The organism is Pseudomonas sp. BS-2016 (assembly GCF_001806145.1).
Taxonomy (GTDB): domain Bacteria; phylum Pseudomonadota; class Gammaproteobacteria; order Pseudomonadales; family Pseudomonadaceae; genus Aquipseudomonas; species Aquipseudomonas lundensis.
In genome coordinates this window covers 662627-681020 of the sequence record NZ_MLCT01000015.1, presented here as the reverse complement: position 1 = coordinate 681020, position 18394 = coordinate 662627, and the positions used below count along the sequence as shown (strand labels likewise).

Annotated in this window: 32 protein-coding genes; all 32 read left to right on the top strand. The window is 53.6% G+C overall.

Annotation, left to right across the window (positions count from 1 at the left end):
- Positions 1-186: 186 nt before the first annotated feature.
- Positions 187-558 (top strand): 30S ribosomal protein S12, encoded by a 372-nt coding sequence (gene rpsL / locus BKD70_RS08640; RefSeq protein ID WP_002555494.1) that lies wholly within the window; start codon positions 187-189, stop codon positions 556-558.
- A gap of 123 nt (positions 559-681) precedes the next feature.
- Positions 682-1152: a 30S ribosomal protein S7 gene (gene rpsG / locus BKD70_RS08635; RefSeq protein ID WP_016779172.1), complete on the top strand. Its 471-nt coding sequence runs from the start codon at positions 682-684 to the stop codon at positions 1150-1152.
- 30 nt (positions 1153-1182) lie between these two features.
- Entirely contained in the window at positions 1183-3285 is a 2103-nt protein-coding gene (fusA, locus tag BKD70_RS08630) for an elongation factor G (protein ID WP_047277898.1), read from the top strand.
- Between the two features lie 35 nt (positions 3286-3320).
- Positions 3321-4514 (top strand): elongation factor Tu, encoded by a 1194-nt coding sequence (tuf, locus tag BKD70_RS08625; protein WP_005791980.1) that lies wholly within the window; start codon positions 3321-3323, stop codon positions 4512-4514.
- A gap of 143 nt (positions 4515-4657) precedes the next feature.
- A complete protein-coding gene (rpsJ, locus tag BKD70_RS08620) occupies positions 4658-4969 on the top strand; it encodes a 30S ribosomal protein S10 (protein WP_003186070.1) in 312 nt (103 codons plus the stop codon).
- A gap of 81 nt (positions 4970-5050) precedes the next feature.
- Positions 5051-5686, top strand: a complete 636-nt coding sequence (rplC, locus tag BKD70_RS08615) for a 50S ribosomal protein L3 (RefSeq protein ID WP_003444377.1) — start codon at positions 5051-5053, stop codon at positions 5684-5686.
- A gap of 12 nt (positions 5687-5698) precedes the next feature.
- Positions 5699-6301, top strand: a complete 603-nt coding sequence (rplD, locus tag BKD70_RS08610) for a 50S ribosomal protein L4 (RefSeq protein WP_047277894.1) — start codon at positions 5699-5701, stop codon at positions 6299-6301.
- Complete coding sequence (gene rplW, locus BKD70_RS08605; protein WP_003444375.1) at positions 6298-6597, top strand: 50S ribosomal protein L23; 300 nt, start codon at positions 6298-6300, stop codon at positions 6595-6597. Before rplD ends, rplW begins: the two co-directional genes overlap by 4 nt.
- 14 nt (positions 6598-6611) lie before the next feature.
- Positions 6612-7436 (top strand): 50S ribosomal protein L2, encoded by an 825-nt coding sequence (gene rplB, locus BKD70_RS08600; protein ID WP_047277892.1) that lies wholly within the window; start codon positions 6612-6614, stop codon positions 7434-7436.
- Between the two features lie 16 nt (positions 7437-7452).
- Entirely contained in the window at positions 7453-7728 is a 276-nt protein-coding gene (gene rpsS, locus BKD70_RS08595; protein ID WP_003232420.1) for a 30S ribosomal protein S19, read from the top strand.
- Between the two features lie 13 nt (positions 7729-7741).
- A complete protein-coding gene (gene rplV, locus BKD70_RS08590; RefSeq protein WP_003444373.1) occupies positions 7742-8074 on the top strand; it encodes a 50S ribosomal protein L22 in 333 nt (110 codons plus the stop codon).
- Positions 8075-8087: 13 nt separating this feature from the next.
- Positions 8088-8774, top strand: coding sequence for a 30S ribosomal protein S3 (gene rpsC, locus BKD70_RS08585; RefSeq protein WP_003176422.1), 687 nt, complete (start codon positions 8088-8090; stop codon positions 8772-8774).
- 12 nt (positions 8775-8786) lie between these two features.
- Positions 8787-9200 carry a 50S ribosomal protein L16 gene (rplP, locus tag BKD70_RS08580; RefSeq protein ID WP_003186052.1) on the top strand — a complete coding sequence of 138 codons (414 nt, stop codon included), beginning with the start codon at positions 8787-8789 and terminating at the stop codon, positions 9198-9200.
- Entirely contained in the window at positions 9200-9391 is a 192-nt protein-coding gene (rpmC, locus tag BKD70_RS08575; RefSeq protein WP_003444371.1) for a 50S ribosomal protein L29, read from the top strand. The genes rplP and rpmC overlap by 1 nt, the downstream gene beginning before the upstream one ends.
- Positions 9392-9393: 2 nt before the next feature.
- Complete coding sequence (gene rpsQ, locus BKD70_RS08570; RefSeq protein WP_003194644.1) at positions 9394-9660, top strand: 30S ribosomal protein S17; 267 nt, start codon at positions 9394-9396, stop codon at positions 9658-9660.
- Positions 9661-9683: 23 nt separating this feature from the next.
- Positions 9684-10052, top strand: a complete 369-nt coding sequence (rplN, locus tag BKD70_RS08565) for a 50S ribosomal protein L14 (protein ID WP_002555479.1) — start codon at positions 9684-9686, stop codon at positions 10050-10052.
- Between the two features lie 11 nt (positions 10053-10063).
- Positions 10064-10378, top strand: a complete 315-nt coding sequence (gene rplX / locus BKD70_RS08560) for a 50S ribosomal protein L24 (RefSeq protein WP_042561341.1) — start codon at positions 10064-10066, stop codon at positions 10376-10378.
- A gap of 22 nt (positions 10379-10400) precedes the next feature.
- On the top strand, positions 10401-10940 hold the full coding sequence (gene rplE / locus BKD70_RS08555) for a 50S ribosomal protein L5 (RefSeq protein WP_003186044.1): 540 nt from the start codon (positions 10401-10403) through the stop codon (positions 10938-10940).
- Between the two features lie 13 nt (positions 10941-10953).
- Positions 10954-11259 carry a 30S ribosomal protein S14 gene (rpsN, locus tag BKD70_RS08550; protein WP_047277885.1) on the top strand — a complete coding sequence of 102 codons (306 nt, stop codon included), beginning with the start codon at positions 10954-10956 and terminating at the stop codon, positions 11257-11259.
- Positions 11260-11471: 212 nt separating this feature from the next.
- Complete coding sequence (gene rpsH / locus BKD70_RS08545; RefSeq protein WP_047277884.1) at positions 11472-11864, top strand: 30S ribosomal protein S8; 393 nt, start codon at positions 11472-11474, stop codon at positions 11862-11864.
- A gap of 12 nt (positions 11865-11876) precedes the next feature.
- On the top strand, positions 11877-12410 hold the full coding sequence (gene rplF / locus BKD70_RS08540) for a 50S ribosomal protein L6 (protein ID WP_003176412.1): 534 nt from the start codon (positions 11877-11879) through the stop codon (positions 12408-12410).
- Positions 12411-12420: 10 nt separating this feature from the next.
- Complete coding sequence (gene rplR, locus BKD70_RS08535) at positions 12421-12771, top strand: 50S ribosomal protein L18 (RefSeq protein ID WP_003444364.1); 351 nt, start codon at positions 12421-12423, stop codon at positions 12769-12771.
- 3 nt (positions 12772-12774) lie between these two features.
- Complete coding sequence (gene rpsE / locus BKD70_RS08530; RefSeq protein ID WP_003186035.1) at positions 12775-13275, top strand: 30S ribosomal protein S5; 501 nt, start codon at positions 12775-12777, stop codon at positions 13273-13275.
- 2 nt (positions 13276-13277) lie between these two features.
- Entirely contained in the window at positions 13278-13454 is a 177-nt protein-coding gene (rpmD, locus tag BKD70_RS08525; RefSeq protein WP_003186033.1) for a 50S ribosomal protein L30, read from the top strand.
- Positions 13455-13457: 3 nt separating this feature from the next.
- Positions 13458-13892 carry a 50S ribosomal protein L15 gene (rplO, locus tag BKD70_RS08520; RefSeq protein ID WP_047277881.1) on the top strand — a complete coding sequence of 145 codons (435 nt, stop codon included), beginning with the start codon at positions 13458-13460 and terminating at the stop codon, positions 13890-13892.
- Complete coding sequence (gene secY / locus BKD70_RS08515) at positions 13893-15221, top strand: preprotein translocase subunit SecY (protein WP_003444361.1); 1329 nt, start codon at positions 13893-13895, stop codon at positions 15219-15221.
- Between the two features lie 28 nt (positions 15222-15249).
- Positions 15250-15366, top strand: coding sequence for a 50S ribosomal protein L36 (gene rpmJ, locus BKD70_RS08510; protein ID WP_002555468.1), 117 nt, complete (start codon positions 15250-15252; stop codon positions 15364-15366).
- Between the two features lie 129 nt (positions 15367-15495).
- Positions 15496-15852 (top strand): 30S ribosomal protein S13, encoded by a 357-nt coding sequence (gene rpsM, locus BKD70_RS08505; RefSeq protein WP_047277874.1) that lies wholly within the window; start codon positions 15496-15498, stop codon positions 15850-15852.
- Positions 15853-15882: 30 nt separating this feature from the next.
- On the top strand, positions 15883-16272 hold the full coding sequence (rpsK, locus tag BKD70_RS08500; RefSeq protein WP_007924177.1) for a 30S ribosomal protein S11: 390 nt from the start codon (positions 15883-15885) through the stop codon (positions 16270-16272).
- An 18-nt stretch (positions 16273-16290) separates the two neighbouring features.
- On the top strand, positions 16291-16911 hold the full coding sequence (gene rpsD, locus BKD70_RS08495; protein WP_003444359.1) for a 30S ribosomal protein S4: 621 nt from the start codon (positions 16291-16293) through the stop codon (positions 16909-16911).
- Positions 16912-16933: 22 nt separating this feature from the next.
- On the top strand, positions 16934-17935 hold the full coding sequence (rpoA, locus tag BKD70_RS08490) for a DNA-directed RNA polymerase subunit alpha (RefSeq protein ID WP_003176403.1): 1002 nt from the start codon (positions 16934-16936) through the stop codon (positions 17933-17935).
- Between the two features lie 42 nt (positions 17936-17977).
- Entirely contained in the window at positions 17978-18364 is a 387-nt protein-coding gene (gene rplQ, locus BKD70_RS08485; RefSeq protein WP_047277870.1) for a 50S ribosomal protein L17, read from the top strand.
- Positions 18365-18394 lie beyond the last annotated feature (30 nt).

Below are 18394 nucleotides of genomic sequence, written 5' to 3'. Positions count from 1 at the left end.
CTGTTCCGTTCATCGAATCGAGACCAATAGTCTAGGTTTGATGATGCGGAAGGTCGGGGCCTTGCCTTGACTGGGGGCAAGATCCTCTTTAGACTCTTGTACCCCTAAATTTGGCGGGAATTCGTTCCTGCCATTTTGCTTTTCTTGCAAGACAATAGCGTCGCAAGACAACAGTGGAGCTAGTAGATGGCAACTATCAACCAGCTGGTACGTCAGCCGCGTAAGCGTATCGTCGAGAAATCCGACGTGCCTGCGCTGCAAAACTGCCCGCAACGTCGTGGTGTATGCACTCGTGTGTATACAACTACGCCGAAAAAACCTAACTCGGCACTGCGTAAAGTATGCCGTGTGCGTCTGACCAACGGTTTCGAGGTTTCCTCGTACATCGGCGGTGAAGGCCACAACCTGCAAGAGCACAGCGTGGTACTGATTCGTGGCGGTCGTGTAAAAGACTTGCCAGGTGTTCGTTATCACACCGTTCGCGGTTCTTTGGATACTTCCGGCGTTAAAGGTCGTAACCAGGGTCGCTCGAAGTACGGTACCAAGAAGCCGAAGTAGTTTTCGGTAGCTGGTAAATAATGCAGATTTCTTTTTTTCTGAGTCGATAAGAGTAAGGTCGGACGTGCATCGTCAAGATGCAATGGTTCCGAGCTAACCTGAAGACCGTTTGAGGGCTTATCCATGCCAAGAAGACGCGTAGCAGCCAAGCGCGAAGTGCTTGACGATCCAAAATACGGAAGCCAAATCCTGGCCAAGTTCATGAACCACGTGATGGAAAGCGGCAAGAAAGCCGTTGCCGAGCGTATCGTTTATGGCGCGCTGGAGAAGGTTAAAGAGCGTAAGAACAGCGATCCCCTGGAACTCTTCGAGAAAGCACTCGACGCCATCGCTCCGCTGGTCGAAGTGAAGTCGCGCCGTGTAGGCGGTGCTACTTACCAGGTTCCGGTCGAAGTTCGTCCGTCCCGTCGTAACGCTCTGGCCATGCGCTGGTTGGTAGACTTCGCGCGCAAGCGTGGCGAAAAGTCTATGGCTTTGCGCTTGGCTGGCGAACTGTTGGACGCTGCTGAAGGCAAAGGCGCAGCAGTTAAGAAGCGTGAAGACGTGCACCGTATGGCTGAAGCTAACAAAGCTTTCTCGCACTACCGCTTCTAATTTCAGCGCTACTCACTTTGCGAGGGCTTTATGGCTCGTACTACACCGATTAACCGCTACCGTAACATTGGTATCTGTGCTCACGTGGACGCGGGTAAAACCACGACTACTGAGCGGGTACTTTTTTACACGGGCAAAAGTCACAAGATGGGCGAGGTGCATGACGGCGCCGCGACCACGGACTGGATGGTGCAGGAGCAGGAGCGTGGTATTACCATTACTTCTGCTGCGATCACTACCTTTTGGCAGGGTTCTGCCAAGCAGTACGACAACTACCGTTTCAATGTAATTGATACCCCGGGCCACGTTGACTTCACGATTGAAGTTGAACGTTCCCTGCGTGTACTCGATGGCGCGGTTGTTGTGTTCTGCGGCACCTCGGGTGTTGAGCCTCAGTCTGAAACCGTATGGCGTCAAGCCAACAAGTACGGGGTTCCGCGTCTTGTTTACGTAAACAAGATGGACCGTGCTGGTGCAGATTTCCTGCGCGTAGTAGGTCAGATCAAGAAGCGTCTGGGTCACACTCCGGTGCCTATCCAGTTGGCTATCGGTTCCGAAGACAACTTCCAGGGTCAGATCGATCTGATGACCATGGAAGCGGTTTACTGGAACGATGCTGACAAGGGCATGACGCCGCGTCGTGAAGCTATCCCTGCTGAAATGCAGGAATTGGCTGAAGAGTGGCGCAGCCAGATGGTTGAGGCTGCGGCCGAAGCCAGTGAAGAGCTGATGAACAAGTACCTCGAAGGTGAAGAGCTCACCGTCGCGGAAATCAAGGCGGCTCTGCGTCAGCGTACTATCGCTGGTGAGATCGTTCTGGCTGTTTGTGGTTCTTCCTTCAAGAACAAGGGTGTTCCCCTGGTTCTCGATGCTGTGATCGATTACCTGCCAGCGCCTACCGATATTCCAGCCATCAAGGGTTCTGATCCGGATGACGAAAATATCGAGATGGAGCGTCACGCGGATGATGCTGAACCGTTCTCGTCTTTGGCGTTCAAGATTGCGACTGACCCATTCGTGGGTACTTTGACCTTTGTCCGTGTTTATTCGGGCGTGTTGAACTCCGGTGACGGCGTGATCAACTCGGTTAAAGGCAAGAAAGAGCGTGTGGGTCGTATGGTGCAAATGCACGCAAACGCCCGTGAAGAGATCAAGGAAGTGCGCGCTGGTGACATCGCGGCCTTGATCGGCATGAAGGATGTCACCACTGGTGATACCCTGTGCGCCGCTGACAAGCCAATCATTCTGGTTCGTATGGAATTCCCGGAGCCGGTTATTTCGGTTGCCGTTGAACCTAAAACCAAGGATGACCAGGAAAAAATGGGTATCGCACTGGGCAAGCTTGCTCAGGAAGATCCATCTTTCCGTGTAAAAACTGATGAAGAGACTGGTCAGACGATCATCTCTGGCATGGGCGAATTGCACCTCGACATCCTGGTAGACCGGATGAAGCGTGAGTTCAACGTCGAAGCCAACATCGGTAAGCCTCAGGTTTCTTATCGTGAGCGCATCACGAAGAGCTGTGAGATCGAAGGCAAGTTCGTTCGTCAGTCCGGCGGTCGTGGTCAGTTTGGCCATTGCTGGATCCGTTTTGCACCTGCTGACGAAGGTCAGGAAGGTCTGCAGTTCGTGAACGAAGTGGTAGGTGGTGTGGTTCCTAAGGAATACATCCCGGCTATCCAGAAGGGTATCGAAGAGCAGATGAAGAACGGTGTTGTTGCCGGCTATCCGCTGATCGGCCTGAAGGCTACCGTGTTTGATGGTTCTTACCACGACGTCGACTCCAACGAGATGGCGTTTAAGGTGGCTGCTTCCATGGCGACCAAGCAACTGGCTACCAAAGGTGGTGGTGAGCTGCTTGAGCCGATCATGGCGGTAGAGGTTGTTACACCAGAAGACTATATGGGTGACGTGATGGGCGACTTGAATCGTCGTCGCGGCATGATTCAGGGTATGGAAGATACGGTTTCTGGCAAGGTTATCCGCGCTGAGGTTCCGTTGGGTGAAATGTTCGGTTATGCAACCGACGTTCGTTCCATGTCCCAGGGTCGCGCAAGCTACTCTATGGAATTCAAAAAATACGATACAGCGCCGTCGCACATCGTCGAAGCTGTTACTAAAAAACAAGGCTGATTTAGTTCAGTCCTTTAGGCAAGGAGTTAATTGTCGTGGCTAAAGAAAAATTTGATCGTTCCCTACCGCACGTCAACGTTGGCACTATCGGTCACGTTGACCATGGTAAAACCACTCTGACTGCAGCTCTGACTCGTGTTTGCTCCGAAGTTTTCGGTTCTGCTCGTGTTGACTTCGACAAGATCGACAGCGCGCCAGAAGAAAAAGCTCGTGGTATCACCATCAACACTGCTCACGTTGAGTACAACTCGACAATTCGTCACTACGCTCACGTTGACTGCCCAGGTCACGCTGACTACGTGAAGAACATGATCACTGGTGCTGCCCAGATGGACGGCGCGATCCTGGTTTGTTCGGCCGCTGATGGTCCGATGCCACAAACCCGTGAGCACATCCTGCTGTCCCGTCAGGTAGGCGTTCCGTACATCGTGGTTTTCCTGAACAAGGCTGACCTGGTAGACGACGCTGAGCTGCTGGAACTGGTTGAGATGGAAGTGCGCGATCTGCTGAGCACTTACGACTTCCCAGGTGACGACACTCCGATCATCATCGGTTCTGCTCGTATGGCTCTGGAAGGCAACGACGAAAACGAAATGGGCACCACTGCCGTTCGTAAGCTGGTTGAAACTCTGGACAGCTACATCCCAGAACCAGTTCGTCTGACCGACAAGCCGTTCCTGATGCCAATCGAAGACGTATTCTCGATCTCTGGTCGCGGTACTGTTGTGACTGGTCGTATCGAGCGCGGTATCGTTCGCGTTCAGGATCCGCTGGAAATCGTTGGTCTGCGTGACACGACTGTTACCACTTGCACCGGCGTTGAAATGTTCCGCAAGCTGCTTGACGAAGGTCGTGCAGGCGAGAACTGCGGCGTTCTGTTGCGTGGTACTAAGCGTGACGACGTTGAGCGTGGTCAGGTTCTGGTTAAGCCGGGTTCGGTTAAGCCGCACACCAAGTTCACTGCAGAAGTATATGTTCTGAGCAAGGAAGAAGGCGGCCGTCATACTCCGTTCTTCAAAGGCTACCGTCCACAGTTCTACTTCCGTACTACTGACGTGACTGGTAACTGCGAGCTGCCAGAAGGCGTTGAAATGGTAATGCCGGGTGATAACATTCAAATGACTGTTACCCTGATCAAAACCATCGCAATGGAAGATGGTCTGCGTTTCGCTATCCGTGAAGGCGGTCGTACCGTCGGCGCTGGCGTCGTAGCCAAAATCATCGAGTAATCGATGATTGCATGAAAAAGCCCCCGCCTAGCGGGGGCTTTTTTTATTGAGTTGACACCTACTGGGGTCGTCTATAGAATTGCGCCTCCTTTTAACGGGCGTATTGCGCTCGGTGGGAATAGCAATCTGGAGTCTGAAATCCAATGCAAAATCAGCAAATCCGTATCAGGTTGAAGGCTTTTGACCATCGCCTGATCGACCAATCAACCCAGGAAATCGTGGAAACCGCGAAACGTACTGGTGCTCAAGTGCGTGGTCCAATTCCACTGCCTACCCGTAAAGAGCGGTTCACCGTTCTGGTCTCCCCGCACGTCAACAAAGACGCGCGTGACCAGTACGAGATCCGTACTCATAAGCGCGTACTGGACATCGTCCAGCCAACGGATAAAACCGTTGATGCACTTATGAAGCTTGATCTTGCGGCCGGTGTGGAAGTGCAGATCAGCCTCGGCTAAGACTTGGGTCTTAGTCGTGTAACGCTCTGAAATGGGCGGCCATAGCGGGTGAAAGCCCCGTACACTCATGAGGTTTACAACATGACTATTGGTGTAGTCGGTCGTAAATGCGGTATGACCCGTATTTTCACCGAAGAAGGTGTCTCCATTCCGGTCACGGTCATTGAGATCGAGCCGAATCGCGTCACCCAGTTCAAAACTGAAGAAACCGATGGCTATCGTGCAGTGCAAGTCACTGTCGGCGAGCGTCGCGCTTCGCGTGTAACAGCTGCCCAGGCGGGTCACTTCGCCAAGGCAAACGTTGCAGCCGGTCGTACCGTAATGGAATTCCGCCTTGAAGAAGGCGAGTACCAAGCAGGCGATCTGATCAACGCTGAAATCTTCACCGCAGGTCAGATGGTCGATGTGACCGGTCAGTCCAAAGGTAAAGGCTTCCAGGGTACGATCAAGCGTTGGAATTTCCGTGGCCAAGATAACACTCACGGTAACTCCGTTTCCCACCGCGTCCCGGGCTCTATTGGCCAGTGCCAGACTCCTGGTCGTGTATTCAAGGGCAAAAAAATGTCCGGTCATATGGGCGCTGAGCGCGTGACCGTGCAGTCCCTCGAAGTAGTGCGCGTCGACGCTGAACGCAATCTGTTGTTGGTCAAGGGTGCTGTTCCTGGCGCTACTGGCGGCAACCTGGTTGTACGTCCGGCGGCCAAGGCTCGCGGTTAAGGGGAAGCTGACATGCAATTAAACGTAAATGACGCTCAAGCGATCGAAGTTTCCGAACTGACATTCGGCGGCGAGTTCAACGAGACGCTGGTTCACCAAGCAGTCGTGGCCTACATGGCTGGCGGCCGTCAAGGTAGCAAGCAGCAAAAGACCCGTTCCGACGTTCGTGGTGGCGGTAAGCGCCCTTGGCGTCAGAAAGGTACTGGCCGTGCTCGTGCCGGTACTATCCGTAGCCCAATCTGGCGTGGCGGTGGTACCACATTCGCAGCTCGTCCACAGGATCACTCTCAGAAGCTGAACAAGAAGATGTATCGCGCAGCAATGCGTTCCATCCTTGCTGAGCTGGTGCGTACTGATCGTCTGGTCGTGGTTCAGGACTTCGCTGTTGAAGCGCCGAAAACCAAAGATCTGCTGAACAAACTGAATGGCATGGGTCTGACTGATGTCCTGATCGTGTCTGAAGTTGTTGATCAGAACCTGTACCTGGCTGCTCGTAACCTGCCACACGTTGATGTCCGTGACGTGCAAGGTTCCGATCCAGTTAGTCTGATCGCATACGACAAGGTGTTGATCACCGTGTCGGCCGTGAAGAAATTCGAGGAGCTGCTGGGATGAACCAGGAACGCGTATTTAAAGTTCTGCTTGGCCCGCACGTTTCCGAGAAGGCTACGGTTCTGGCAGACAAGAAAGGCCAGTTCGTTTTCAAGGTTGCTACTGATGCAACCAAGCTGGAAATCAAGAAGGCCGTCGAAAGCCTGTTCAGCGTGAAAGTTGAGCGTGTTACTACCCTGAATGTACTGGGTAAGAGCAAGCGCACCGCTCGCGGCGTGGGCAAGCGTAATGACTGGAAGAAGGCGGTAATTTCCCTTCAGCCAGGCCAAGATCTCGATTTCAGCAGCAGTGCTGAGTAAGGAAGGGGTGCATCATGGCAATCGTTAAATGCAAACCGACTTCCCCTGGCCGCCGTCATGTGGTCAAGGTGGTCAACCAGGAGCTGCATAAAGGCGCTCCTCACGCACCGCTGCTCGAGAAAAAATCGAAGTCTGGTGGTCGTAACAACAATGGCCGCATTACCACGCGTCACATCGGTGGTGGTCATAAGCAGCATTACCGTATGGTCGACTTCCGTCGCAACGACAAAGATGGCATTCCTGCCACTGTTGAGCGTATCGAATACGATCCAAACCGTACTGCTCACATTGCTCTTATGCTGTACGCAGACGGCGAACGCCGTTACATCATCGCCCCAAAAGGCGTGAGCGCTGGTGACCAGCTGATTTCGGGTGCTTTGGCTCCGATCAAGCCGGGTAACTCGCTGCAGCTGCGTAGCATTCCAGTTGGTAGCACCGTACACGGCATCGAGTTGAAGCCGGGTAAAGGCGCGCAAATCGCTCGCTCCGCTGGTGCATCTGCTCAGCTGGTAGCTCGTGAAGGTGTCTACGTGACCCTGCGTCTGCGCTCCGGTGAAATGCGTAAAGTCCTGGCTGAATGCCGTGCGACCCTGGGTGAGGTCTCGAACTCCGAGCACAGCCTGCGTTCGCTGGGTAAAGCTGGTGCCAAACGCTGGCGTGGCGTTCGCCCAACCGTTCGTGGTGTTGCCATGAACCCGGTTGACCACCCACATGGTGGTGGTGAAGGTCGTACCTCTGGTGGTCGTCATCCGGTATCGCCATGGGGCTTCCCGACTAAGGGCGCGAAGACTCGTGGTAATAAGCGTACCGACAAAATGATCGTCCGTCGTCGCAAGTAAATAGAGGGATACGACAGTGCCACGTTCTCTGAAAAAAGGTCCTTTTATTGATCTTCACCTACTGAAGAAGATCGAAGTGGCGGCGGAAAAGAATGATCGCAAGCCGGTGAAAACCTGGTCGCGTCGTTCGATGATCCTGCCACAAATGGTCGGTCTGACCATCGCTGTGCATAACGGTCGTCTGCATGTTCCAGTTCTCGTGAACGAAGACATGGTTGGCCATAAACTAGGCGAGTTTGCCGGTACCCGCACTTATCGTGGGCACGTGGCAGACAAGAAAGCCAAGCGTTAAGGGGTAAGGAACGATGGAAGTAGCCGCTAAGTTGTCGGGCGCTCGAATCTCCGCCCAGAAAGCCCGCTTGGTCGCCGACCAGATCCGCGGGAAGAAGGTGGGCGAAGCGCTCAACCTGTTGGCTTTCAGCAACAAGAAAGCCGCCGAGATCATCAAGAAAGTGCTGGAGTCGGCCGTAGCCAACGCCGAGCATAACGAAGGCGCAGACGTTGACGACTTGAAAGTCGCCACCGTTTTCGTCAACGAAGGGCGTTCGCTGAAGCGCATCATGCCGCGTGCCAAAGGCCGCGCTGATCGCATCGTCAAGCGGTCTTGCCATATCACTGTCAAGGTTGCTGACAAGTAACGGAGTCGAAGAGATGGGTCAGAAAGTACATCCCATTGGCATTCGCCTGGGAATCGTCAAGGAGCACACCTCCGTCTGGTACGCAGACGGCCGGACTTATGCGGACTACTTGTTCGCTGATCTGAAGGTGCGTGAATACCTCCAAGACAAACTAAAAAGCGCGTCCGTAAGCCGTATCGATATCCATCGTCCGGCCCAAACTGCACGCATCACCATCCACACCGCTCGTCCAGGTATTGTTATCGGGAAGAAAGGTGAAGATGTTGAGAAACTGCGTCAGGACCTGACCAAGCAAATGGGTGTGCCTGTGCACATCAATATCGAAGAGATCCGTAAGCCGGAGCTCGACGGTATGCTGGTTGCGCAGAGCGTAGCTCAGCAGCTGGAGCGTCGTGTAATGTTCCGTCGCGCTATGAAGCGCGCTGTACAGAACGCTATGCGCATTGGTGCCAAGGGCATCAAAATCCAAGTGAGCGGTCGTCTCGGCGGTGCTGAAATTGCACGTACTGAATGGTATCGCGAAGGTCGTGTGCCATTGCACACCCTGCGTGCCGACATCGACTATGCCAACTACGAAGCTCACACCACTTACGGTGTGATCGGTGTAAAGGTTTGGATCTTCAAAGGCGAAGTAATTGGTGGTCGCCAAGAAGAACTGAAACCACAAGCACCAGCGCCTCGTAAAAAAGCTGCTAAGTAAGGGGTACGCCAAATGTTACAACCTAAGCGTACGAAGTTCCGCAAGCAAATGACTGGCCACAACCGTGGCTTGGCATTGCGCGGTAGCAAAGTCAGCTTCGGCGAGTTCGCGCTGAAGTCTGTTGCTCGTGGTCGTCTCACCGCTCGTCAGATCGAGTCAGCGCGTCGTGCACTGACCCGTCACGTGAAACGTGGTGGCAAGATCTGGATCCGTGTATTCCCGGACAAGCCTGTAACCAAAAAGCCCCTCGAAGTTCGTATGGGTAAAGGTAAGGGTAACGTGGAGTATTGGGTTGCCCAGATTCAGCCAGGCAAAGTCCTGTATGAAATCGAGGGTGTTTCTGAAGAGCTGGCGCGTGAGGCTTTCGCCCTGGCTGCTGCAAAGCTGCCGCTCGCCACCTCCTTTGTTAAACGGACGGTGATGTGATGAAAGCGAATGAACTTCGTGAAAAATCCGCACAGCAGCTGAACGAGCAACTGCTCGGCTTGCTGCGCGACCAGTTCAATCTGCGTATGCAGAAAGCAACTGGCCAGTTGGGGCAGTCGCATCTGCTCTCGCAAGTTAAGCGTGACATCGCTCGCGTGAAGACTGTGCTCAAACAGCAGGCAGGTAAGTAATCATGGCTGAAGCCGAAAAAACTGTCCGTACGCTGACTGGCCGTGTTGTCAGCGACAAGATGGACAAAACCATCACCGTTCTGATTGAGCGTCGCGTTAAGCACCCGATCTACGGTAAATACGTTAAGCGTTCGACTAAGCTGCACGCGCACGACGAAACCAATCAGTGCCACATCGGCGACAAAGTCACTATTCGTGAAACTCGTCCGATGGCCAAGACCAAGTCTTGGGCGCTGGTTGATGTTCTCGAACGCGCTGTGGAAGTCTAAGGACTAGGGGTCGGAGAAATTATATGATTCAGACTCAATCCATGCTCGATGTGGCCGATAACAGCGGCGCACGCCGCGTTATGTGCATCAAGGTGCTGGGTGGCTCCCATCGTCGTTACGCTGGTATCGGTGACATCATCAAAGTAACCGTCAAGGAAGCAATTCCGCGCGGTAAAGTGAAAAAAGGCCAAGTGATGACTGCAGTAGTAGTCCGCACTCGTCACGGCGTACGCCGTGCTGATGGCTCCATTATCCGCTTTGATGGCAACGCTGCTGTTCTTCTGAACAACAAGCAAGAGCCTATCGGCACCCGTATCTTTGGGCCAGTGACCCGTGAACTTCGTACTGAGAAGTTCATGAAGATCGTCTCGCTCGCCCCAGAAGTGCTGTAAGGAGATCCGACATGCAAAAGATTCGTCGTGACGACGAGATCATCGTGATCGCCGGCAAAGACAAAGGTAAGCGCGGTAAGGTGCTTAAGGTTCTCGCTGACAACCGTCTGGTTGTTGGTGGTCTGAACCTGGTAAAGCGTCATACCAAGCCTAACCCGATGTCGGGCGTACAAGGCGGTATCGTCGAAAAAGAAGCGCCATTGCACGCTTCTAACGTCGCCATTTTCAACGGCGAAACCAACAAGGCTGACCGCGTTGGTTTCAAAGTAGAAGAAGGCAAAAAAATTCGTGTCTTCAAGTCGACCCAAAAAGCGGTTGATGCTTGAACACTGCTAGGTAGATAAGACCATGGCACGACTAAAAGAGATTTACCGGAAGGAAATCGCTCCGAAACTTAAGGAAGAACTTAAGCTTTCGAACGTGATGGAAGTTCCGCGCGTTACCAAAATCACCCTGAACATGGGTCTGGGCGAAGCGATCGGCGACAAAAAAGTCATCGAGCACGCTGTAGCTGATTTGGAAAAAATCACGGGTCAAAAAGTTGTTGTGACTTACGCTCGCAAGTCCATCGCAGGCTTTAAAGTTCGCGAAGGCTGGCCGATCGGCGTCAAAGTAACTCTGCGCCGTGAGCGTATGTATGAATTCCTGGATCGTCTGCTGTCGATCTCCCTGCCTCGGGTTCGCGACTTCCGCGGCCTGAATGCCAAGTCCTTCGATGGTCGTGGTAACTACAGCATGGGCGTTAAAGAGCAGATCATCTTCCCGGAAATCGACTACGACAAGATCGATGCACTCCGCGGTCTGGATATTACCCTGACCACCACTGCTCGGACGGATGATGAAGGTCGCGCATTGCTGCGTGCATTCAAATTCCCGTTCCGCAACTGATTGGAGTAGGACCATGGCTAAGATGAGCATGAAAAACCGCGAGCTGAAGCGTCAGCTCACGGTTGCCAAGTACGCCAAGAAGCGTGCCGAGCTGAAAGCGATCATCGTTGATCTGAACGCAAGTCCAGAAGCGCGTTGGGAAGCTACAGTAGCTCTGCAGAAGCAGCCACGTGACGCAAGCGCTTCGCGCATGCGTAACCGCTGCCGCCTGACTGGTCGTCCGCATGGTGTTTACCGCAAGTTCGGCCTTGGCCGTAACAAATTGCGTGAAGCAGCAATGCGCGGTGACGTACCAGGTCTGGTTAAAGCCAGCTGGTAAGCTGTACAGGCAAAGTTATCGTTGTCAGGTTCGTAAGATCCTGACAATCGGTGACCCTGAACATGAATCAAGCCCCTATTGGGGCTTGATTCATTTCTGGTGTGTGTCTAGAATGACCGGCTCGCCTGAGCCCGTGCTTTTTAAGCATTGAGTTACTCGGCGACAGTTGTAGCCGCAAGGCTAATTCTTTTTGTATCAGGAGCGTCTAGCCCATGAGTATGCAGGACCCGTTAGCGGACATGCTAACTCGAATCCGTAATGCCCAGATGGCTGAAAAGTCCGTCGTAAGCATGCCATCTTCCACGTTGAAGGTAGCTGTAGCCAAAGTTCTGAAGGACGAAGGTTACATCGCGGATTATCAGATCAGCAGCGAAATCAAGCCACTGCTGTCTATCGAGCTGAAGTACTTCGAAGGCCGTCCGGTTATCGAAGAAGTTAAGCGCGTTAGCCGTCCAGGCCTGCGTCAGTACAAGTCCTCCGAAGATCTGCCAAAAGTTCGTGGCGGTCTGGGTGTGTCTATCGTCTCCACCAACAAAGGTGTGATGACGGATCGTGCTGCGCGCGCTGCCGGTGTCGGCGGCGAAGTTCTTTGCACTGTGTTCTAAGGGGGGATAAGCATGTCACGCGTCGCTAAGAACCCCGTTAAGCTGCCAGCTGGTGTTGAAGTAAAATTCGCCGGCCAACAGCTTTCGGTGAAGGGTGCCAAGGGCACTCTAGAACTGAACATCCATTCGTCCGTTGAGATCGTTGAAGAAGCTGGTGAGCTGCGTTTCGCTGCTCGCAATGGCGATCAACAAACTCGCGCAATGGCTGGTACCACTCGTGCGTTGGTAAACAACATGGTCCAAGGCGTAAGCCAAGGCTTCGAGCGCAAGCTCCAGCTGGTCGGTGTTGGTTACAAAGCGCAAGCAAAAGGCACAGTGCTGAACCTGGCTCTTGGCTTCTCGCACCCAGTGGATTACGAACTGCCGGAAGGCATCACCGCTGAGACTCCTAGCCAGACCGATATCCTGATCAAGGGCATCGATAAGCAGCTAGTAGGTCAAGTGGCCGCTGAGATCCGCGACTTCCGTCCGCCAGAACCTTACAAAGGTAAAGGTGTGCGTTACGCGGACGAAGTCGTCCGCCGTAAAGAAGCCAAGAAGAAGTAGGGCCTAGCAAATGACCGACAAAAAAGTTACTCGACTGCGTCGCGCTCGCAAAGCACGTCTGAAAATGCACGAACTAGAAGTCGTGCGTCTCTGCGTGTTCCGCTCTTCGCAGCACATCTATGCCCAGGTCATCTCGGCCGACGGCAGCAAAGTCCTGGCAAGCGCCTCGACTTTGGACAAAGAACTGCGTGATGCTGCCACTGGCAACATCGACGCGGCCACAAAGGTTGGCCAGCTGGTCGCTACGCGTGCAAAAGCCGCTGGCGTCTCGCAGGTGGCTTTCGACCGCTCTGGCTTCAAGTACCACGGCCGCGTTAAAGCGCTGGCTGAGGCTGCTCGTGAAGCTGGGCTGGAGTTCTAAGTTATGTCAAATAACGACCAAAAGCGCGACGAAGGCTACATTGAGAAGCTGGTTCAAGTTAACCGCGTAGCCAAAACCGTTAAAGGCGGCCGTATCTTCACTTTCACCGCGTTGACCGTGGTTGGTGATGGTAAAGGGCGTGTTGGCTTCGGCCGTGGCAAGTCACGTGAAGTGCCTGCTGCGATCCAGAAGGCAATGGAAGCTGCTCGCCGCAACATGATCCAGGTTGATCTGAACGGCACCACTCTGCAGTACGCAATGAAGTCTGCCCATGGCGCTTCGAAGGTGTACATGCAGCCTGCTTCTGAAGGTACCGGTATCATCGCTGGCGGCGCTATGCGTGCTGTCCTCGAAGTTGCTGGCGTTCAGAACGTACTGGCTAAGTGCTACGGCTCGACTAACCCTGTAAACGTGGTTCACGCCACATTTAAAGGTTTGAAAGCTATGCAGTCTCCTGAATCTATTGCCGCTAAGCGTGGCAAAAGCGTTAAGGAGATCTTCTGATCATGGCTACCGTTAAAGTAACGTTGATCAAAAGCATGACCGGCCGTATCCCTAACCACAAACTGTGCGTTAAGGGTCTGGGTCTGCGTCGCATCGGTCACACTGTAGAAGTACTTGATACTCCCGAGAATCGCGGGATGATCAACAAGGCTTACTACATGCTGCGTGTAGAGGGTTAATCGATGAAGCTCAATGATCTGAGTCCAGCGCCGGGTTCCCGTCGCGAAAAGCATCGTCCGGGCCGTGGTATCGGTAGTGGTTTGGGTAAGACTGGTGGCCGTGGTCACAAAGGTCAGACTTCCCGCTCCGGTGGCACCATTGCTCCAGGCTTTGAAGGCGGCCAACAGCCGTTGCATCGCCGTCTGCCTAAGTTCGGTTTCGTTTCCCTGAAAGCTATGGATCGCGCAGAAGTGCGTTTGTCCGAGCTGGCTAAAGTGGAAGGCGACATCGTAACTGTGCAGACTCTGAAGGATGCCAACGTGATCAACGTCAACGTACAACGTGTGAAAATCATGTTGTCCGGTGAAGTGACTCGCGCTGTCACCATCAAAGGTATCGCAGCCACCAAAGGTGCGCGTGCGGCTATCGAAGCAGCTGGCGGCAAGTTCGAGGAATAAATGGCTAAGCAAGGTGCTCTCTCAGCGCTCAGCAAAGGCGGGTTGTCCGAGCTCTGGGCTCGTCTGCGTTTTCTATTCCTGGCGATCATCGTCTACCGGATAGGCGCACACATCCCAGTTCCTGGTATTAACCCGGACCGGCTGGCGGACCTGTTTCGACAGAATGAGGGGACCATTCTTAGCTTGTTCAACATGTTTTCCGGCGGCGCGCTGGAGCGGATGAGTATTTTTGCGCTGGGGATCATGCCGTACATTTCGGCATCGATCATCATGCAGCTTATGTCCGCTGTTAGCCCGCAGCTGGAGCAGTTGAAGAAGGAAGGTGAAGCTGGCCGTCGCAAGATTAGCCAGTACACCCGCTACCTCACTGTCGCTCTTGCTCTCGTCCAGGCTATTGGCATGTCCATTGGTCTGGCGGGGCAGGGCGTAGCGTTCACTGGTGACCTGGGCTTTCATTTCGTTGCAGTGACCACATTTGTGGCTGGTGCAATGTTCATGATGTGGCTGGGTGAGCAGATTACTGAACGTGGAGTTGGCAACGGTATCTCGATGTTGATTTTTTCGGGTATCGTCGCCGGTCTTCCGAGAGCAATTGGGCAGTCGTTCGAGTCTGCGCGTCAGGGTGATATCAATATCTTCGCTCTGGTTGCTATCGGTTTGCTGGCAGTAGCGATTATCGGTTTTGTGGTGTTCATTGAGCGTGGCCAGCGTCGTATTGCTGTTCACTACGCTAAGCGTCAGCAGGGCCGTAAGGTGTTTGCTGCTCAAACGAGCCACCTGCCGCTGAAAGTGAATATGGCCGGCGTAATCCCGGCTATTTTCGCGAGCAGCATTTTGCTGTTCCCGGCTTCGCTGGGTGCCTGGTTTGGTCAGTCTGAAGGTATGGGCTGGTTGCAGGACATCTCACAGTCGATCGCTCCTGGTCAGCCGTTGAATATTCTGCTGTTTAGTGCAGGGATTATTTTCTTCTGCTTCTTCTATACGGCGTTGATGTTCAATCCGAAAGACGTAGCGGAAAACCTGAAGAAGTCCGGTGCCTTTATTCCGGGTATCCGTCCAGGCGAGCAGTCGGCGCGCTATATTGATGGCGTTTTGACTCGTTTGACTCTGTTCGGTGCTCTTTATATGACGGCCGTGTGTCTGCTGCCCCAATTCCTGGTGGTTGCAGCCAACGTTCCGTTCTACCTTGGCGGGACCTCGTTGCTGATCGTTGTCGTGGTTGTTATGGACTTCATGTCGCAAGTACAATCGCACCTCGTTTCGCACCAGTACGAATCCCTGATGAAGAAAGCCAACCTGAAGGGCTACGGCAGCGGAATGCTTCGCTGAAGTACCCATAAGGTTAGAGGAGTTGGTGATGAAAGTTCGTGCATCGGTGAAAAAGCTGTGCCGTAACTGCAAGATTATTCGCCGCGAAGGTGTTGTTCGGGTAATTTGCAGCGCGGAACCACGTCACAAACAGCGCCAAGGCTGAGTGTGATCTGTTTGAAGCCCAGCAGCTAGTGCGCTGCTGGGTTGATTATTTGTTATTACAGCGATATTATCTCGCGCCCTATTTCTTGGCTTCCGGGGCGTAGGTAGCTGTCAATTGGAGTCCCACTGAATGGCCCGTATTGCAGGCGTTAACATTCCAGATAACAAGCACACTGTTATCTCGCTGACCTACATCTATGGTGTTGGTCGCACTACTGCACAGAAAATCTGTGTAGATGCTGGTGTAAACCCAGCCGCTAAGATCAAGGATCTGAGCGACGAGCAGATTGAACAGCTGCGTGGCGAAGTGGCAAAGTTCACCACTGAAGGTGACCTGCGTCGTGAAGTCAACATGAAAATCAAACGCTTGATGGACTTGGGCTGCTACCGCGGTCTGCGCCATCGTCGTGGTCTTCCAGTGCGCGGTCAGCGTACCAAGACCAACGCGCGTACTCGCAAAGGTCCGCGTAAGCCGATCCGCAAGTAATCGCACCAGCGAATCGACAGGAATTTAGTCATGGCAAAACCTGCTGCTCGTCCTCGTAAAAAAATTAAAAAGACAGTGGTTGATGGCATCGCCCACATCCACGCGTCTTTCAACAACACCATCGTGACCATCACCGACCGTCAGGGTAATGCGCTTTCTTGGGCAACCTCCGGTGGTTCGGGTTTCCGCGGTTCTCGCAAGTCCACCCCGTTCGCTGCTCAAGTAGCTGCTGAACGTGCTGGTCAAGCTGCGCTGGAATATGGCCTGAAAAACCTTGACGTTAACGTTAAGGGCCCAGGTCCAGGTCGTGAGTCCGCTGTCCGTGCTTTGAACGGCTGTGGCTATAAGATCGCCAGCATCACCGACGTGACGCCAATCCCGCACAACGGGTGCCGTCCGCCGAAGAAGCGCCGCGTGTAATCCAGGAGACTGTAAAGAATGGCTCGTTACATTGGTCCAAAATGCAAACTGGCACGTCGTGAAGGCACCGATCTCTTCCTGAAGAGTGGTGTGCGCGCTATCGAATCGAAGTGCAATATTGAAGCTGCTCCAGGCATCCACGGCCAGCGCCGCGGTCGCCAATCCGACTACGGCACCCAGCTGCGTGAAAAGCAGAAGGTCCGTCGTATCTACGGCGTTCTCGAGCGTCAGTTCAGCGGCTACTACAAACAAGCTGCTGGCAAGAAAGGTGCAACCGGTGAAAACCTGCTGCAACTGCTCGAATGCCGTCTGGATAACGTCGTATACCGTATGGGTTTCGGTTCTACTCGTGCCGAATCTCGTCAGTTGGTATCGCACAAGTCGATCAGCGTTAACGGTCAGACCGTAAACGTTCCGTCCTACCAGGTTCGTGCTGGTGACGTGGTCGCTATCCGCGAGAAAGCAAAGAACCAGCTTCGCATTGTCCAAGCTCTCGATCTGTGTGCCCAACGTGGCCGCGTAGAATGGGTAGAAGTAGACACTGAGAAGAAGTCGGGCGTTTTCAAGAACGTTCCAGCTCGCAGTGATCTGTCCGCCGACATCAACGAAAGCCTGATTGTCGAGCTCTACTCCAAGTAAGGGCTAGAAAATAGGTGCATCCATGCAGATTTCGGTAAATGAGTTCCTGACACCTCGCCATATTGATGTGCAAGTTGTCAGTCCAACCCGCGCTAAAATCACTCTCGAGCCTCTCGAGCGTGGTTTTGGCCACACCCTGGGCAACGCGCTGCGCCGCATCCTGTTGTCCTCAATGCCAGGCTGTGCAGTAGTCGAGGCCGAGATTGATGGTGTGCTCCACGAGTACAGCGCCATCGAAGGTGTACAGGAAGACGTAATTGAAATCCTGTTGAACCTTAAAGGTCTGGCTATCAAGCTGCACGGCCGTGACGAAGTTACGCTGACCTTGTCGAAGAAGGGTTCGGGGGTGGTTACCGCTGCCGATATTCAGCTGGATCATGATGTCGAGATCGTTAATCCCGATCACGTAATCGCCAACCTGGCGTCTAACGGCGCCTTGAACATGAAGCTCACCGTAGCTCGTGGTCGTGGTTATGAACCAGCAGACTCGCGTCAGAGCGATGAAGATGAAAGCCGCAGCATTGGTCGCTTGCAGCTTGACTCTTCGTTCAGCCCGGTTCGCCGTATCGCATACGTGGTGGAAAACGCCCGTGTCGAGCAGCGTACTAACCTGGACAAACTGGTTATTGATCTGGAGACCAACGGTACCCTGGATCCTGAAGAGGCCATTCGTCGTGCTGCAACCATCCTGCAACAGCAGTTGGCTGCATTCGTCGACCTCAAAGGTGACAGCGAGCCAGTGGTTATCGAACAGGAAGACGAGATCGATCCGATCCTGCTTCGTCCGGTTGACGATCTGGAACTGACCGTGCGTTCGGCCAACTGCCTTAAGGCGGAGAACATTTACTACATTGGTGACCTGATTCAGCGCACCGAAGTAGAACTGTTGAAGACTCCGAACCTGGGCAAGAAATCCTTGACTGAAATCAAGGACGTTCTGGCCTCCCGTGGTCTGTCCCTCGGCATGCGCCTCGACAACTGGCCGCCTGCAAGTCTTAAGAAGGACGACAAGGCGACTGCCTGATCGTCGTAATCACCGAACGTTGTGTTTGGTAAGGAATGAACCATGCGTCATCGTAAAAGTGGTCGTCACCTGAGCCGCACTAGCTCGCACCGCAAGGCTATGTTTCAAAACATGGCAGTGTCGCTGTTCGAGCACGAGCTGATCAAAACGACTCTGCCGAAAGCCAAAGAACTGCGTCGCGTTGCTGAGCCGCTGATTACTCTGGCCAAGAACGATTCTGTTGCTAACCGCCGTCTGGCTTTCGACCGTACTCGTTCGAAAGCAATCGTTGGTAAGCTGTTCAACGATCTGGGCAAGCGTTATGCAACTCGTGAGGGTGGCTACCTGCGCATCCTCAAGTGCGGTTTCCGCGCTGGCGACAACGCGCCTATGGCGTACGTCGAGTTGGTTGATCGTCCAGTTGGCGGTGAAGCTGTATCCGCTGAGTAAGACGTCAGTCTCTACAAAAAACCGGGCCTA